The 16,131-nt window shown below is 63.5% G+C and carries 14 protein-coding genes; 9 read left to right on the forward strand and 5 right to left on the reverse strand.

The window, feature by feature from the left end; genetic code table 11:
- Positions 1–16 precede the first annotated feature (16 nt).
- The 6 genes from E4633_RS12930 to E4633_RS12950 all read left to right on the forward strand — a co-directional run bounded on the left by E4633_RS12930 (position 17) and on the right by E4633_RS12950 (position 7,591).
- Entirely contained in the window at positions 17–775 is a 759-nt protein-coding gene (locus tag E4633_RS12930; RefSeq protein WP_135870681.1) for an NADH-quinone oxidoreductase subunit B family protein, read from the forward strand.
- Between the two features lie 122 nt (positions 776–897).
- Positions 898–3,396, forward strand: a complete 2,499-nt coding sequence (locus tag E4633_RS12935) for a response regulator (RefSeq protein WP_135870682.1) — start codon at positions 898–900, stop codon at positions 3,394–3,396.
- Between the two features lie 68 nt (positions 3,397–3,464).
- A complete protein-coding gene (locus E4633_RS12940) occupies positions 3,465–4,229 on the forward strand; it encodes a hypothetical protein (RefSeq protein ID WP_246038106.1) in 765 nt (254 codons plus the stop codon).
- Positions 4,230–4,352: 123 nt separating this feature from the next.
- Complete coding sequence (locus E4633_RS12945) at positions 4,353–4,553, forward strand: cold-shock protein (RefSeq protein WP_135870683.1); 201 nt, start codon at positions 4,353–4,355, stop codon at positions 4,551–4,553.
- Positions 4,554–4,735: 182 nt separating this feature from the next.
- Positions 4,736–4,864 carry a hypothetical protein gene (locus E4633_RS20890; protein ID WP_281276775.1) on the forward strand — a complete coding sequence of 43 codons (129 nt, stop codon included), beginning with the start codon at positions 4,736–4,738 and terminating at the stop codon, positions 4,862–4,864.
- Between the two features lie 237 nt (positions 4,865–5,101).
- Positions 5,102–7,591, forward strand: a complete 2,490-nt coding sequence (locus E4633_RS12950; protein ID WP_135870684.1) for an ATP-binding protein — start codon at positions 5,102–5,104, stop codon at positions 7,589–7,591.
- On the opposite strand, the gene murB is transcribed toward E4633_RS12950, so the two are convergent.
- The 3 genes from murB to E4633_RS12965 all read right to left on the reverse strand — a co-directional run bounded on the left by murB (position 7,581) and on the right by E4633_RS12965 (position 11,917).
- Positions 7,581–8,546 (reverse strand): UDP-N-acetylmuramate dehydrogenase, encoded by a 966-nt coding sequence (gene murB, locus E4633_RS12955; protein WP_135870685.1) that lies wholly within the window; start codon positions 8,544–8,546, stop codon positions 7,581–7,583. The two genes, E4633_RS12950 and murB, sit on opposite strands and share 11 nt — an antisense overlap.
- 54 nt (positions 8,547–8,600) lie before the next feature.
- Positions 8,601–10,199: a methyl-accepting chemotaxis protein gene (locus E4633_RS12960; RefSeq protein WP_198419437.1), complete on the reverse strand. Its 1,599-nt coding sequence runs from the start codon at positions 10,197–10,199 to the stop codon at positions 8,601–8,603.
- A gap of 476 nt (positions 10,200–10,675) precedes the next feature.
- Positions 10,676–11,917 (reverse strand): exo-beta-N-acetylmuramidase NamZ family protein, encoded by a 1,242-nt coding sequence (locus tag E4633_RS12965; protein ID WP_198419438.1) that lies wholly within the window; start codon positions 11,915–11,917, stop codon positions 10,676–10,678.
- 323 nt (positions 11,918–12,240) lie between these two features.
- Here E4633_RS12965 and E4633_RS12970 point away from each other — a divergent pair, with 323 nt between their 5' ends.
- From E4633_RS12970 to E4633_RS12980, 3 genes are read left to right on the forward strand one after another with little or no spacing between them, the layout of a single operon-like run.
- Positions 12,241–13,041: a c(7)-type cytochrome triheme domain-containing protein gene (locus E4633_RS12970; protein ID WP_135870687.1), complete on the forward strand. Its 801-nt coding sequence runs from the start codon at positions 12,241–12,243 to the stop codon at positions 13,039–13,041.
- A 3-nt stretch (positions 13,042–13,044) separates the two neighbouring features.
- A complete protein-coding gene (locus E4633_RS12975) occupies positions 13,045–13,341 on the forward strand; it encodes a hypothetical protein (protein ID WP_135870688.1) in 297 nt (98 codons plus the stop codon).
- A 46-nt stretch (positions 13,342–13,387) separates the two neighbouring features.
- Positions 13,388–14,191, forward strand: coding sequence for a c(7)-type cytochrome triheme domain-containing protein (locus tag E4633_RS12980; protein ID WP_407925457.1), 804 nt, complete (start codon positions 13,388–13,390; stop codon positions 14,189–14,191).
- On the opposite strand, the gene E4633_RS12985 is transcribed toward E4633_RS12980, so the two are convergent.
- Positions 14,185–15,402: a M20 family metallopeptidase gene (locus tag E4633_RS12985; protein WP_135870690.1), complete on the reverse strand. Its 1,218-nt coding sequence runs from the start codon at positions 15,400–15,402 to the stop codon at positions 14,185–14,187. The genes E4633_RS12980 and E4633_RS12985 overlap by 7 nt on opposite strands.
- Positions 15,399–15,911 carry a GNAT family N-acetyltransferase gene (locus E4633_RS12990; protein ID WP_135870691.1) on the reverse strand — a complete coding sequence of 171 codons (513 nt, stop codon included), beginning with the start codon at positions 15,909–15,911 and terminating at the stop codon, positions 15,399–15,401. The genes E4633_RS12985 and E4633_RS12990 overlap by 4 nt, the downstream gene beginning before the upstream one ends.
- Positions 15,912–16,131: the final 220 nt, after the last annotated feature.

The raw sequence follows: 16,131 nt of genomic DNA on the forward strand, positions 1-16,131 counted from the left end.
CGACAGGAGTCGTATCATGATCAAGGCCGTACTCGCCCGCATCAAGCAGGGGCACCGCACCATGGCGTACCCGAAAAAGCCGCTGCCGCTTCCCGAACGCTTTCGGGGGTACCCGGAGCTCAAGGGCTCGCTCTGTCCCGCCGACTGCCGCCTCTGCGCCGACGCCTGCCCGGTCGGGGCGATCGGCTGCGACAAGGGGTTAAGCGTCGACCTCGGCAAGTGCCTTTTCTGCGCCGAGTGCTCCGCCGCCTGCCCGCACGGCGCCATCTCCTATTCGGGTGACCACAGCCTTGCGGCGAACCGGCGCGAGGACCTCGTAATCCGGGAGGGTGAGGAGCGGCGCCTGGCCCGCGCACTCGACAAGAAGATGCTCTCCATCTTCGGCAGATCGCTCAAGTTCCGCTCCGTCGTCGCCGGCGGGTGCGGCGCCTGCGAAGCGGACAGCAACGTCCTCTCCACCATCGGCTGGGACCTCGGCCGCTTTGGCCTTCAGTTCGTGGCGAGCCCGCGCCATGCCGACGCCCTCTGGGTCACCGGGCCGGTTACCGAGAACATGCGCGAGGCGCTCCTGCTCACCTACCAGGCGATCCCGGCACCTAAGCTCGTCATCGCCTGCGGCGCCTGCGCCATCAACGGCGGCCCCTTCATCGGCTCTTCCGAGGTGCACGACGGCGTGGACGGACTCATCCCGGTGGACCTCTACATCCCGGGGTGCCCGCCGCACCCGCTCACCATCCTGGACGGCCTGCTGCGCCTTCTGGACCGGTTGGAGTGAGGTATACAGGTTCTTTACTTTTTTGCTGGCGTACCCTTCCCATTTAATGTATTGAGTGGGAGGCGGAAATGAGGCTTTGAGGCTGCCGTCGGTGCAGGCCCCGACCGGCAAAAGTGGAGCCGATGCAAGACAACATTCAGCACCAAAAAGTGCATAAAAGCCCCGCCTGCAGCGCCAGACTGGTACTGACCGTTATTGCCGCCTTCTTGTTCGGCGCGGCGGTGAGCGGCACCATCGTCTGGCTCTACGAGGAGAACCGCGTGCAGAGTCGGCGCCAGGCGGCAGGCGACCTCACCGCCCAGGTGGCGCACGGCATCCGGGACAACCTGAACCGCGCCCTTTCCTCGACCTACGCCCTCGCCGCGCTCATCCGGCAGGGTGACGGTGAAATTTCCAATTTCCCCCAAATAGCCCGGGAAATGCTCGAACTCTATCCCGGTACCAGCGCCCTCCAGCTTGCCCCCCGTGGGATCATCAGCCAGGTCGTTCCCCTCACCGGCAACGAAAAAGCCATCGGTCACAACCTGCTTGCCGACAACCGGCGCAACAAAGAGGCGCTTCTTGCCTTGCGCACCAAGAAGCTCACCCTCGCAGGCCCCTTCGACCTGATCCAGGGAGGAGGCAAGGCCGTCGTCGGCAGACTCCCCGTTTTTATCAAGGAAGAGGGGGGCGAGCGCTTCTGGGGCTTCACCGTTGCCATGCTGCGCCTGCAGGATTTCCTGCACAGCTCGAACCTGAAGGTGCTGGGGCAGGATTACAACTACCAGATCTCACGCACGAACCCGGAGACGGGGAAGAAAGAGGTCTTCTGGTCGGTGGGGAGCCCTCTGCGCAACCCGGTAAGCCAGGAGGTTGCCGTCCCCAACGGCGCCTGGACCGTCTCGGTCGAGCCGGTGCAGGGGTGGCACCTGGGTGGCTTCGTCGCCCTGGAGCTGCTCTTGATCCTGTTCCTCAGTTCCCTCTGCGCGCTCCTCGCCTGGTGGTTCCTGCGCCAACCCATCCTTTTGCAGCACATGGTGGAAGAGAAGACCCGGGAGCTCTCGGAGTCCAACGCTCTGCTGCAGGTCGAGGTGGCGGAGCGCAAGCATGCCGAGGAGGCCCTTAAGTCCTCGCAGGAGAAGTTTCGTTCCATCTTCGCCTCCCTGACCGATGTCATCCTGGTCCTGGACGCGGAAGGACGCTACCTCGAGATCGCCCCCACCGGGACGAACACCCTTTACCGCCCCCCCGCGGAACTGCTGGGCAAGCGCCTGCACGAGATCTTTCCTAAGGCGCAGGCCGACTCCTTTCTCGCCGCGATCCACGAGGCACAGGAGACGGGGCGCACCGTAACGGTCGAATACCAGCTCTCCATAGGCGGGAAAGAGGTCTGGTTCGCCGGGAGCGTCGCCCCCATGGCACGGGAGCGGGTGGTCTGGTCCGTGCACGACATCACGGAGCGCAAAAACTCCGAGGAAGAGCGTCTTAAACTCGAAAAGCAGATGCTGCACACCCAGAAGCTGGAGAGCCTGGGCGTACTGGCCGGTGGGATAGCCCACGATTTCAACAACATCCTCACCGCGATCGTCGGTAATGCCGATCTCGCCCTGATGCGTCTCTCCCCCGAGTCACCGGCGGTGGAAAACCTGCGCAGCATAGAGACCGCGGCGTCGCGGGCCGCCGATCTGGCGCGCCAGATGCTCGCCTATTCCGGCAAGGGGCGCTTCGTCACCGAGGAGCTCGACCTGAACCGGCTGGTGGAGGAGATGGGGCACATGCTGAGCGTCTCCATCTCCAAGAAGGCGGCGCTGCGCTACCACCTGCAACACCCGCTTCCCGCGGTGACCGTCGATGCGACCCAGGTCCGTCAGGTGGTGATGAACCTCGTGATCAACTCCTCCGAGGCGATCGGCGATCGAAACGGGGTGATCTCGTTGTCCACCGGCTGCATCGAAGTGACCCCGGAATACCTGAAGGGGGGGTGGCTTTCCGACCCGGTTCCGCCCGGGCGCTACGTCTTCCTTGAGGTCGCCGATACCGGCTGCGGCATGGACCGGGATACCATCGGCAAGATCTTCGAGCCCTTTTTCACCACCAAGTTCACCGGACGGGGACTGGGCATGGCTGCCGTCCTCGGCATCGTGCGCGGGCATAGCGGGGCGATCCGGGTATACAGCGAGCCGGGGGAGGGAAGCACCTTCAAGGTGATGTTTCCTGCCGGAGACAGACCTGCCGCCACCAGCAACCATCGGGATGGTGACTCCGTGCCATGGAAGGGTAGCGGGACCGTGCTCCTCATCGACGACGAGGAGACCATCCGCTCCCTGGCAAGCGAGATGTTGCGTGAGCTGGGGTTCGATGTGGTGGCCGCGGCGGACGGGTTGCAGGGGGTTGAGCTTTTCAAAAGCCGCAACGACATCAGCGTCGTGCTGCTCGACCTGACCATGCCGCAGATGGACGGGGAGCAGTGCTTCCGGGAACTGCGCCGCATCGATCCAGGGGTCAGGGTGATCATCTCCAGCGGCTTCACCGAACACGAGGTGATCCACAAGTTTCTGGGCAAGGGGATCGCAGGTTTCATCCAGAAACCGTACAAGCTTTCCGCGCTGCGAGAGGCGTTCAAGGGGCTCTGCAAAGAGTAGCCCTTGTCAACGCCCCCTTCTTTGAGTAGTATCCAGCTTTCGCACCTTCCAATACACGAGGATATGCCATGGAAACCCTGAACGCAGGTCCGCACCGCGCGCCATGCATGCGCCGCAGCGCCCTTTTCAAGACCTTCCTGTTGTTGCTCATCTTCACCGTAGCCGGCTGCGGCAAGGTAGAATGGCTGCCGGAGTACCAGCGGCTCCCGACCACCCCCGACTCCTTCTCTTTCGCCGCCGTGCCCGGAACGGAGCCCGGCGCCCAGGTGACCTCCGCCCAGATCACCGTCTCCGGGCTCACCGGCTCCACGAGCCCGATCAGCGTCACCGGTTCGGTGGGAGGGGACAGCAAGTACTCGGTGAACGGCGGCACCCCGACGAACAGCGACGGGGCGGTGCAAAACGGCGACAAGGTCACCGTGACCCACACCGCTGCGAGCACCCTGGGGACCACGACCACGAGCACGCTCTCCATCGGGAGTGAAAGCGCCCAGTTCATCAGCACCACCAGGTATATTGAGAAACCTTCTTTCACGCTCACGGTGCTGCAGCCCTCCCCCTACCGGCAGGCGATGGCGGTGATCACCAGCGTCGACGGCGTTTTGGGGACGCACGTGGTGAGCATCAAGGACTCGCTGAACTCCGGCAAGGCGCTCTACGGCGTAAGCGAGACCGACGAGATCCCCAGTAACTTCTTCAACGATACCAGGACCTTCCCGTTCCTGAACGGAAGGCGGATCTTCGTGCGCAACCTCTCCACCGTGGTGGGCGCAGGCGCGGTGACGACGCTCACCATCGACGGACTCGACATCGTGGTGAACCTGGCGCAGTAGCAAGGTCGGGGAAAAAGGCGAAAATTTAAATGCTTGCTTTGTCGGAACCAAGCTGTTAATGTGTCGAAGGTCCGGATGAGCCGGACGAATATCAGCAGAAAGACATGGAGAAGGTAAAAGTAAATGGTTAACGGAACTGTAAAATGGTTTAACGACAGCAAGGGGTTTGGTTTCATTGAGCAGGAGAATGGCGACGACGTGTTCGTGCATTTCTCCGCCATCACCGGCGACGGGTTCAAATCCCTTGCTGAAGGCGATAGCGTCACCTTCGAAGTTGCCAAGGGGCCGAAAGGTCTGCAGGCCGCGAACGTGTCCCGCGTATAGCGAATCAACATCAGCAGCGCATAAAAAAGTCCCGGAGCGATCCGGGACTTTTTTTTTTGCCCGTTGCCGGCATTCCGCGCAGCAACATCGGTTGCATCCCTCCTGTCTCGTCAACTTTTGTTGACAACCCTTCCCCCTGTGTTATCCACTATTGGTCGAATTTAATCTTTGGGGGGTGCCGTATGAAAATCAACAGGAAGACGCGGTACTGCTGCATCGCCGTCATCATGGCCGGAATCGCCGTCGTAGGACACGCCGTGGTGGCGGACCGCGGCTTCATCGCGGAGCACAAGGCCGCGGTGAGCAGGTGAACCGGGGGGAGCGCTGCCAGGGGACTGGCTCCGCAGGTGCCTGTCCCGTTAAGGCGACCGGCGACGCGGTGATGGGGGCCGGCGTTTGTGTTTTTGGAGGAAAGGCGTGCCAGTTCGGCAGATGAAGATGGGCGCACGGGTACCGGCGGGATTTTGAGCTAAAGAAATCGCGGGCTTTGCCGACAAGGCTGCTATGGTTTCTAACGCTCACGGCGCTTCCGCACGAGAAAAGAGTTCATGATCAACCGGTTCCGCGACCTCTCCATCAGACGCAAACTCATCGGCATGCTGCTGCTCACCAACGCGGTCGTACTCGCGCTCGTCTCGGTTGCCTTCGTGGTGAACGAGGCCAACCGCTTCCGCAGGGAGATGCAAACCGAGCTTTCCGCCCTCGCCGAGATCATCGGCAACAACAGCTCCGCCGCGGTCGCCTTCAGCGATCGGGCCGCCGCCGGAGAGACCGTCGCCGCGCTCCGCGCCAAGCCTTACATCCGCCTCGCTTTCATCATGCTGCAGGACAACACGGTGCTTGCCAGCTACCAGGCGCCGGGAGGCACCAAGCCCCGGTTCATGACCGGGTTCGGCGGCCGGTTGCACATCGACGAAAAGCGGCTGCGCGAAACCCTCGAGCACTCACGTTCCCCCCTTGCCATAAGCGACGCCATCTACGGCGTCTACCCCATCGTCCTGGACCAGCAGAAGATCGGCACCGTGGTGTTGCAGTCCGACGCCAGCGAGTTCACCGACCGCCTGGCACGTTACTTCTTCCTCGTTGCGGCGGTCATGCTGAGCGCGCTCCTGCTCGCCTATTTCCTCGCCTCACGTCTGCAGCGTTTCATCTCGGCTCCCATAACCCACCTGGCGCAGGTCATCAGGGCCGTGTCGGTCGACAAGAACTATTCGGTGCGCGCCAAAAAGCAGGGAAACGACGAACTCGGCACCCTCATCGAGGGGTTCAACGGGATGCTGGTGCAGATCCAGCAGCGAGACGAGAAGCTCGAGGCGCATCGACAGGAGCTTGAGGCAGAGGTGCAGCGTAGAACCGCTGAGCTGAGCGCCGCGAACCGGGAGCTGAACCAGACGGTGGCCGAGCTGCGCGTCTCCAAGGAGACGGCCGAGGCGGCGAGCCTCGCCAAGTCGCAGTTCCTCGCCAACATGAGCCACGAGATCCGTACCCCGATGAACGGGGTGCTCGGCATGGTGAGCGTCCTTCTGGAAAGCGGGCTCTCCGGCGAGCAGCGCCGCTTCGCTGACGCGGTGCGCAATTCCGGCGAATCGCTTCTCTCCATCATCAACGACATCCTCGATTTCTCGAAAATCGAGGCCGGGCGCATGGAGCTCGAGCCCGCCCCGTTCGACCTGCACGACCTCCTGGGTGGGGTGCTGGAGATCTTCGCCGCCGGCGCGCAGCGCAAGGGGGTGGGGATCTCGCTCACGATCGACCCGGAACTGCCGCGTTACGTCGAGGGGGACGCGGTGCGTCTGCGCCAGATCCTCGTGAACCTTGCGGGGAACGCGGTCAAGTTCACCAGCCGCGGCGAGGTGCGTTTGTCTGCCGCACCGGTAGCCGGACAAGGGGAGGGGGGGGTGCGTTTCGAGGTGGCCGACACCGGTATCGGTATCCGCCCAGAGGCGCAGGCGCACATCTTCGAAAGCTTCTCCCAGGCCGATTACTCGACCACCCGCACCTTCGGCGGCACCGGCCTGGGGCTTGCCATCTCCAGGCAGCTCGCCGAGCTGATGGGAGGGGAGCTCGGGCTTTCCAGCGAGTACGGGGTCGGCTCCACCTTCTGGTTCAGCGTCAGCATGAAGGCCATCGACGGCGTCCCTGAAAGCCTCGCGCACCAGCTCTGCCTGCCGGCAGGTGAGCCGTCGGAGCGCTTCGACGCCCTGATCCTCGTCGCCGAGGACAACCCGGTGAACCAGGACGTCGTGCGCCACATGCTGGGGCTTCTGGGGTGCCGGGTGGTGATCGTGGAGAACGGGGCGCTTGCCGTTACCGCGGCGGCGCAGGGTAGGTATCACCTGCTGTTCATGGATTGTCAAATGCCGCAGATGGACGGTTTCGCCGCGACAAGGGCGATACGCGCCCAGGAGAAGGAGACCGGGGGGCACCTCCCCATCGTGGCCCTAACCGCGAACGCGGTGGCCGGAGACCGCGAGCTCTGCCTTGCCGCCGGGATGGACGATTACCTCAGCAAGCCTTATGACTGCGGTCAGTTGCGCGATGTCTTGCGGCGCTGGATTCCCGAGCGTGGGGCGGGCTCCGGCGAAGGGGCGCTTTCGACTGCCGTCGAGGCATCCGGGGCGACCGCCGCCGAGGCGTCGTCGTGCAGCTCCGGTGCCGGCCTGGCAGATGCGGCTTCGGCGTCTTCCGGCGTGGAGGAAGCCCCGCCCGTTTTTGATCGCAACGGTTTGGTGCAGCGCATGGGTGGGGCTGAATTCGTGGAGATCTTCGTGGAGAAGTACTGCGCTACCAGCGAGAAACTGATCCTTTTGCTTAGTGAGGCGGTGGACGGTGGGGACTACCCGGAGGTGCGGCTACAGGCCCACTCGATCAAGGGGGCTGCCGCGAGCATCGGAGCCGAGGTGATGCGCGCCGTGGCGCTGCAGATGGAGCATGCGGCCCAAAAGCCCGAAGAACAGTCGACCCTTCCCGTGCTGCTCTCCGAACTCGAAGCCTCCTTCGCCGAGTTCAAGCGGGTGGCCTGCGCCGCTACCGCGTGAGCCCGAGGGTGCTGACCTCCTCTTGGAGCAGGACCCCTAGCTTTACCCGTACCCCCGCCTTGACCTGCCAGGCCAGCTCCATCATGTCGACCGCGGTCGCGCCTCCCGTGTTGACAAGGTAGTTGGCGTGCCTGTGGCTCACCGCCGCCCCCCCGACCCGCAGATTGCGCACCCCGGCCCGCTCGATGAGCCACCCGGCGGGAATGCGGCATTCCCGGCACCGCACTCCCTGGTCCGCCTCGAAGCTCCGGATCAGTCCGGCGTCCTGCACTACGGGGTTCATGAAGAAGGAGCCGGCGCTCCGGTCGCAGGAGAGCTGTTTTGCCTCGCGCTTGGCGACGGTCTGCTCGATGCGCCCCTTGATCTCAGCAGGGGGAGCCGGGGAGAGGGTGAGCACCGTCCCCATCACGGCAAGCCACGGGTCGCCTTTGAAGAGGCTGTCCCGGTAAGCGAAGGAGCACTCTTCGCGCGGCATGGTGATCACGTCCAGGGTCGCCGTGTCGAGCACCGAGACCGAATGCACCACGTCGCCGATGGCGCCGCCGTAGGCACCGGCGTTGCCGCGTACCGCCCCGCCCACCGTGCCTGGTATCCCTGCCAGCGGTTCGAGTCCCGAGAGCCCCCACTGTGCCGAGTCGAGCACGAGGCGGTTCAGGTCGTACCCGGCCTCGACCGAAACGGTTGCACCGTCGACGGAAACCGCATCCATGACAAGCCGCACCACGAGGCCCTCGAAGCCGTCATCGCTCACGAGAAGGTTGCTGCCGCCGCCGAGGAAACAAAAGGGAAGCGCCTGGTCCTGGGCGAAACGCAAGGCCTGGCGCACCTGTTGAACGGTGCGGGCACGGGCGAAATAGCGCGCCGGCCCGCCGATTTGGAAGGTGGTGAAGGGGGCGAGGAGGACATCCTCCTCGATGATGACGCCGTCTTGGCGGTTCGGTTTCTGGCTGGGCATAGGCAATAGGATACACGAATCGCCCAAGATACCAAAGCATCAGGTTGGATGGCGCTAGATCCTGAAGCGCTGCACCATCTCCTGCATCTCCACCGAGAGCCGCGAGAGCTGGTTCGAGGCGGCGGAAATCTCCTCGGCACCGCGGGCGCTCTCCTGGACGGTTTCCGAGATCCGGTGGATGTTGTCGGTGATCTCGTGCGTCGTTGCGGTCTGCTCTTCCGCCGCGGTGACGATCTGGCTGATCTGTCCCGCGACCTCCTCGATCTGGGAGAGGATCTCCTCGAGCGCCTCGCCGGAACGGGCCGCCTCGCCGGTGCCGCGTTCCACCTCCTGCACTCCCTCTTCCATGGCCTGTACCGCCTGCCTTGTTTCCTGCTGGATCGACTTGATCATGTTGCCGATCTCGCGGGTCGCCTTGGTGGTCCGCTCCGCAAGCGCCCGCACCTCGTCGGCGACCACCGCGAAACCGCGCCCCTGTTCACCGGCGCGCGCCGCCTCGATGGCCGCGTTCAGGGCGAGCAGGTTCGTCTGGTCGGCGATGTCCTCGATGGTGGCGACGATCTCGCCGATCTGGTCGCTGCGGGTCCCGAGCTGTTCCACGACCCCCGCGGACTGGCGCACATGCTCCGCGATCCGGTTCATCCCCTGGACCGTCTCCTTCACGATGGCGGCGCCGCTTTGCGCCGAGCTGCTGGCGCGCCCGGAGCTCCCGGCGGCAAGCTGGCAGTTCTTGGCGATCTCGTTGCTGGTGCAGGACATCTCTTCGCTCGCCACGGCAACGGTCTCGGCCTGGTGCACCACCTCGCTCGCGCCGTCGGCGGTGCGGCGGGCGTTTTCGTTGAGCTCCCCGGCCGCGGCCGAGACGTCCAGCGCGCTGCGGTTCACCTTGGTCATCACGTCCCTAAGCCCCTCCACCATGCGGCGCATCGCCTCGTAGATGCCGCTTTTCCCCGGCTCGAGGCGGACGGTGAGGTCGCCAGCGGCCACCTGTTCGGCGATCGAGGCGAGCTCCTCGGGCTCGGTTCCGATGTGGCTTAGGAGCTGGCGTACCACGAGTATCGCGACGATGCAGATCCCCGCCAGGAGCACCACGGTGAGAACGATCACGAGGTAGACGTCCTTGAGGATCAGTTCCTTGTTGGTCTGGGCCTCCTTGGCGACCCTGGCGTCCAGGTCGTCGACGTAGGTGCCGGTGCCGATCACCCAGTCGAAAGGCTTGAAGTAGAGCGAGTAGCCCCGTTTGGCGATTGGGGTGTCGCTCCCCGGACGGGGGAAATGGTAATCGGTGAAGCCACCCTCGGGCTGCATGCCGTTCTTGATGATCTCGCGGATCAGGTACTTTCCCTTCGCGTCCTGCGCGTTCATCCTGTTCTTCCCTTCTGCGGGCTTGCCCAGGAGGACGACGTTGGTGCCGTCGGAGGTGTCGGCCCAGAAGTAGCCGTCCTTGCCGAACTTGAGGCCGCGCAAAAGATCGGCCCCCTGCTTCTTCGCATCATCGAGGGTGATCTCGCCTTTGGAGGCGCGGTCGCTGATGGCCTGCAGCAGGCTGACCGCGGTCTGCACCTCGGACCTCAGGAGCGCGTCGGAAGAGGAATAGAGGACGTCGTGGTAGGTCGCGTTGAAACGGTTGTTGGAGTCATAAAACTGCTTCATCACGGTGAGACCGGTGGGGGCCCCTAGGACTCCGCAACTAACCAGCACCAGTAGAAGCAGTTTGATTCGAAATGACAGTCTATTTTTCCGTTCCATGAGTTTTCCCTTATGTTATTGGACGTCGTTGTCGCGGTCTCAACCAATCATATCGGCAGGGCGCAACGGCAATTTAGGGTTTTTTGCCGTTAAAAGTGCGCAAAAACTGATGCTTGAGTCTGTAGGGGAGGTTTTACTGAGAGTGGCAGGGACGGTATCGCGAAAATAGTGCTCAAGTAGCGGAAGGGGACGGCGATAAGCGACAGGTGTTGACGCATATGGATGCCGGGGCACAGAAGTGCGCCAGGCCCGGCATTGCGCCGGGGAGAAGGCGCCAGAAGGCGGCCCGGCAGACTTCCCTGAAGGAATGTGCGCAGTGCGGCCGATACCCACGTTGCACCGGGGGTACCCTAGCGGGTACCCCCATTTTTTTTTACATCTCAGTAAAGCAGGTAAGGGCGGCGCCTCTCCAGGAAGGCCTCCACCCCGGGGGTCCACAGTAGTTCGATCTGTTGCGCCGACAGCCCCGCCACGAGCGCCTTGCGCAGCTCGGCCGATCCCGCCATGTCGTCAAAGCCACCCCGGAAGAACGCGGTGCGGGCCTTCTCCGGGAGCGCCTCCTGGAGCGCCTTCAGGACGGCGACACCCGTCTCGACCGGGAGGAGCTTCCGGCAATCGGTGATGCTTAGGCTCACGCCGGCCACCTCGCGGTCCCGGTACTTGGGCGCGCTGGAGATACCGGGGAGCCGGACCGGCGTGAACAGCACCGGGGAGAAGCGCACCCCCGGGAGCTGCTGTTCGTTCAGACGCTGTGCGAGCGCGTTCGCGTCGATGCCGGGCCACCCAGCGAGCCTAAAGGGCGTGCTGCTGCCGCGCCCTTCCGAGGCGCCGGTCCCCTCCAGCAGTCCCGTCCCCGGGTAGAGCAGCACCGACTCGAGCGCGGCTAGGTTCGGGCTCGTTGCCACCCAGGTGAGGGTGGTGTCGGGCCAGCGCATGCCGCGCTCCCACCCATGCATGCGCACCACGGAGAGCTCGAGCCGGGCAAGCCCCGGGAGCATCGCTTCCCCCTTGATCATCCCCGCAAGTTCGCCCACCGTCATGCCGTGCGCGAGCGGAATGGGATAGAGCGAGGTGAAGCTCCCCGGGATCTTGTCGCGCACGAAGCCCGCCACGTAGTCCCCCCCCAGCGGGTTCGGGCGGTCGAGCACCATGAAGGGGATGCCCGCCTGCGCCGCCGCCTCCATGGCGAGCCCCATGGTGGAAATGTAGGTGTAAAAGCGCACCCCGGCGTCCTGGATGTCGAAGACGATGAGGTCGATCCCCTTCAGGTCCTCCGGACGCGGCTTCTTAGTTACGCCGTACAGGCTTTTCACCGGGATGGTCGCGCTGTCGTCGTCGGCGAGCTTCACGCCGTCCTCGGCGTTCCCCTTGAGACCGTGCTCGGGGGTGAAGATGAGTGCCGGATGCACCCCTTTTTGCCGCATCAACTCGATGATGTGGGTGCCGCCTACCACCGCCGATTGGTTGGTGACCAGGGCGAAACGCTTCCCCTGCAGAGGGAGAAAATTCTGCTCGCTCAGTACCTCGGCTCCGGTCTTCACCGTGCCGGCCAGGGAAGGTATGGGAAAGGAAAGGATCAGTACGAGGATCACTGCCACAACGGAAGGTACTGCTCGATACACGTTCTACCGCCTTGAGGTTTTGATGATACGAGAGCTTACCGTAAACCGGACCGTAAGAGCAAGCCCCATCAACCTTCAAGGCTACGGCTGCCATCAACCTTCGCCAAGGCTACGGCTGACATGAGAGAGAGAAAGAGGGGGGGCGGCCCAAGGACAGAGCAGGTGGAAGGGCAGGCATAGACGTCTGCCTGATCCTGTGTCGTCTTTCATCAAAAAGGCATTAAAATAAGTCTTGTCATATTTGAATGTTTGGAATAGATTGATCACATTTGCTGATGATAATGATGTCTTCCTGCTGTCTGGGATGACCTGGGGGGAGTGCCATGCGAAGACTGTTTCTTGCCTGCCTGATCCTTTTATGCTGCGCCGGTGTTCTTTGGGGCGCGGGGATGAAGAAGAAAAAGCCGCTGCCTCAGGACTTCGGGAGCGTCACCATCAACAACTATTCGCAGCAGGCCGGGATGCCGCCGGTGGTGTTCGACCACTGGGTGCACCGCAAGAACTACACCTGCCGCCTCTGCCATGTCGACATCGGTTTCGGCATGACCGCCAATTCCACCCAGATCCACGCCGCCGACAACGGCAAAGGGTTTTTCTGCGGTGCCTGCCACAACGGCTCCTCCACCTTCAACAAGACCAAGATCTTCGCCTCCTGCGCCACCACCTATAACCGCGAGGAGTACAAGCGCTGCGTGAAGTGCCATGCCCTGGAGAAGGACCCGGCCCGGGAGGAGGCGTTCTACCGCTTCCAGGACAGGATGCCGCGCGAGACCTTCGGTAACGGCATCAACTGGGAAAAGGCCGAAGAGTCGGGGCAGATCAAATTGGTGGACACCCTGGAAGGGGTCTCCCTGAAGAAGGGGACCATGAAGGTGCAGAAGGATTTCACCCTCAAGGGAAAAGTCGAGGGGATGCCCGACATCATCTTCTCCCACGCGAAGCACACGGTCTGGAACGGCTGCGAGGTCTGCCACCCCGACATCTTCGTCGGTATCAGGAAAGGGGCGACCAAGTACTCCATGATCGACCTGTTCGACGGCAAGTACTGCGGCGTATGCCACGACAAGGTCGCCTTCCCGCAGAGCGACTGCAAACGCTGCCATGCGAAGCCGGTTGCGGGGTGAGCCATGACCGCTAATTGGAAGAAAGCGACCGCGGCCCTCATTCTCGCCCTTGCCCTGGCGCAGCCGGCAGCGGCGGAGGAATCCTGGCGCGCCGACTTCGAGGCAACCTGCTCGAAAACGGACCAGGCGATGACCATGTCGGTCCAGGAGCTGCGGGACCTACTGGCGAAGTGTGAGGCGCTGCAAAAGGTGATCGAGGTGCAGGAGGATTCGTTAAGAAAGGTGTACCTGAAGCGGCTGGCACTTTGCCGCAACCTTTACGCCTACATGCTGGAGTACAAGCAAAACGACGCCAAGTAGCGTGCATTGGACTGGGGGGAAGATGAAACCGGGGGGGATGCGGATAGTGACGAGGGTGATGCTTACGGCGGCGGTGGCGCTTGCCCTGGCGCTCGCACTCCGCGTGGGTGCCCAGGCCATGGACCGCGCCGACCTCGCCAAGGTCCTGAAGGCCATTCCCCCGAACGGCCCCTTCGAACGGTACGGCAACGTCACCATGCGCAGCAGGGCGAAGGCGGCCGGGATGGCGCCGGTGGTCTTTCCCCACTGGGTGCACCGGGCGCGCTACACCTGCCGGGTCTGCCACATGGAGCTCAACTTCGGCATGCGGCGCGGCGACAGCGGGATCACGAGGGCCCTGTACACGAGTGGCAAGTTCTGCGGCGCCTGTCATGACGGTACCACCGCCTTCACCGTCCAGGCGGGGCCGAACCAGCAGTGCAACAGGTGCCACATGGCGAACACCAAGGAGCTCAACAAGCGCTTCGCGGAGTTCGCAGAAGGGATGCCGCTGGCAAGTTTCGGAAACGGTATCGACTGGGCCACCGCCTACAACGAGGGGAACATCCGCCCGGTCAACTCGCTTGCCGGCCAGGTGACGCTCCCCTTTCCGGAGAAACTGAAAAAACCCCTCAAACTAGGCACCGCCTCGCCGCGCAGCGACGTGAGCTTCTCACACCAGGACCACTACGCCGAGCTCGACTGCTCCTCCTGCCATCCCGACGTCTTCAACATCAAGCTGAAATCCACCACCGCCTTCACCATGGAAACCAACATCTACGGCAACTTCTGCGGCGTCTGCCACATGCTGGTCGCCTTCCCCATGAACGACTGCAGGCGCTGCCACAAGGGGATGAGCAACTCCTACTGATCCCTTCTGCACCCGGCCCAGCAGGCCTGCCTGTCGAAGCCGACGATGGTTCCCCTATCCTCGACCCTAAGCGCGGCGTATCGGTCCATGCCGAGGCAAAGTGCCGCGTAGATGCGCGCTGCCGCCAGTACCTCGGCGAAGGGGACCTGCTCCTCCGGGGTGTGCGCGAGTTCCAGCGCCCCGGGTCCCAGTATGAGGGGACTGCACCCGGCGGCGTGGAAAAGGTTCCCGTCGGAATGGGAGCGGAAGGCGTCGAAGCGCAAGGTGAGGCCGAGGGCACGGTAGACCTCTTCGAGGATGCGTGCGGGGGCGTTATCGGTGCCGAGGTTGTACCCGGCCGAGGCGAAGTCGAAGCTGACGGAGAGGTCGAGTCCGGAGATGAACTGGCCCGCCCCGGCCACGGCGCGCCGGATCCCCTGCTCCACCGAGGCGGGATCGCGCTCCGGCGGCAGGTGCAGGTCGATCCAGGTCTCGCAGCGGTCCGGCACCACGAACCCCTTCTGGGAGGAGTGCATCTCGCGGACCGAGTAGACGATCTCGGAGGCCCCGCGCTTGAAAAGCGGGTCCTTGCCTAGGTGCAGGAGTACCCGCAGCATGCTCTCCACCGCGTTGTGTCCAAGCTCGGGAAGCGATGAGTGGCTCCTGACCCCCCGGGTGACGAACCCCGCCTCGAGGTAGCCGAAGTGGGCGAAGCAGGCGGAGAGGCTCGTCGGCTCCCCGATCACCGCCCAGGCGGGGCGGCAACGCTTCAGGAAGGCGGCGCTGCCGTCGCCGTTTTCCTCCTCTCCGACCACCAGCAAAAGTCCCACGTTCGGGCGGCGGGCGGGTTTCAGCGCCTGTGCCATGGCGAACCAGGTCTCCAGCATCGCCGCACACCCACCCTTCATGTCGGCGCTCCCCAGACCACGCACGATGTCCCCTTCTTCGCGTGCGCCGAATTCCTCCAGGTCCCAGGCCGGGACCGTGTCCACATGCCCCACCAGGTAGAGCTCCGGCTCGTCCTCCCCCATGGTCACGCGCAGGTTGTAGCGCTCCTCCTCGACCTCCTGGCGCTCCACGGTGAAGCCGGCGCGGGAAAGGAGGTCCTCCAGGTAGAGCTGCACGTCCTCCTCCTTTCCGGAAGGGGAGTAGACGTCGAGCATGTCGGTGAGGGTCCCTTTGAGGCGGACCGGGTCGATGGCGGCCATCACCTCCGCTAGGCGCCCGCTCATTGCTTCTTCACCGGTCTTTTCTTGTGACGTTTGGAGAGGTTGAGGGTCATGTAGACGTGCTCCTGCACGTTGTCGAAGCCGTGCTTTTTGAAGAAGCGGATGGCGGCTTCGTTGTCGGCCGAGGTGTCGATGATGATCATGCGCACCCCCTGATCCTTGAAGCGCCTCTTCAGTTCCTTGAAAAGGCGCTCCCCGACGCGCAGCTTCTGGAGTTCGCGGCGCACGCCAAGCCACACCAGGTAGCCGTACTTCCAGGGGGAGTTGTGCTTTTTCACCGTGGTCCCGAGGGCGAAGCCGACGATGCGTTCCTCGTGCTCGGCGACGATGCAGAGCTCGTTGTCGGAGTTGAATAGGGTGGTGATTTCGTACTCGTCCCAGGTGCGGTAGAGGCTCTGGGAGTACTCGGCGGTGAAGACCTCTTCGCCGATGTGGAACACCTCGGCGAGGTCGTCGATGATCATCTCGCGGATACGGGGGGCGTCTTCTTCGTGCTGGACTTCTTGCGACATGAGCTACCTCGTGACGGCTCTGATACCTGCTGCTGACATTATATCAGAGTTACGCGGCGCCGGACTGGGAGAGCTTTTTCCCCCGATCTCACTGCGCGGCGGGAGACGCTCACAGCGCCACGCGCTCCGTGAGCCGGAAGCATCGAGCCTTCGCCGTAAGAGCGGCTAAGTCGTGTTGTGATGGTACTTATCCCGGCGGGAAGACCCGTGGGCAGTCACA

The sequence above is a fragment of the Geomonas terrae genome (genome assembly GCF_004791675.1).
Classification (GTDB): Bacteria; Desulfobacterota; Desulfuromonadia; order Geobacterales; family Geobacteraceae; genus Geomonas; species Geomonas edaphica.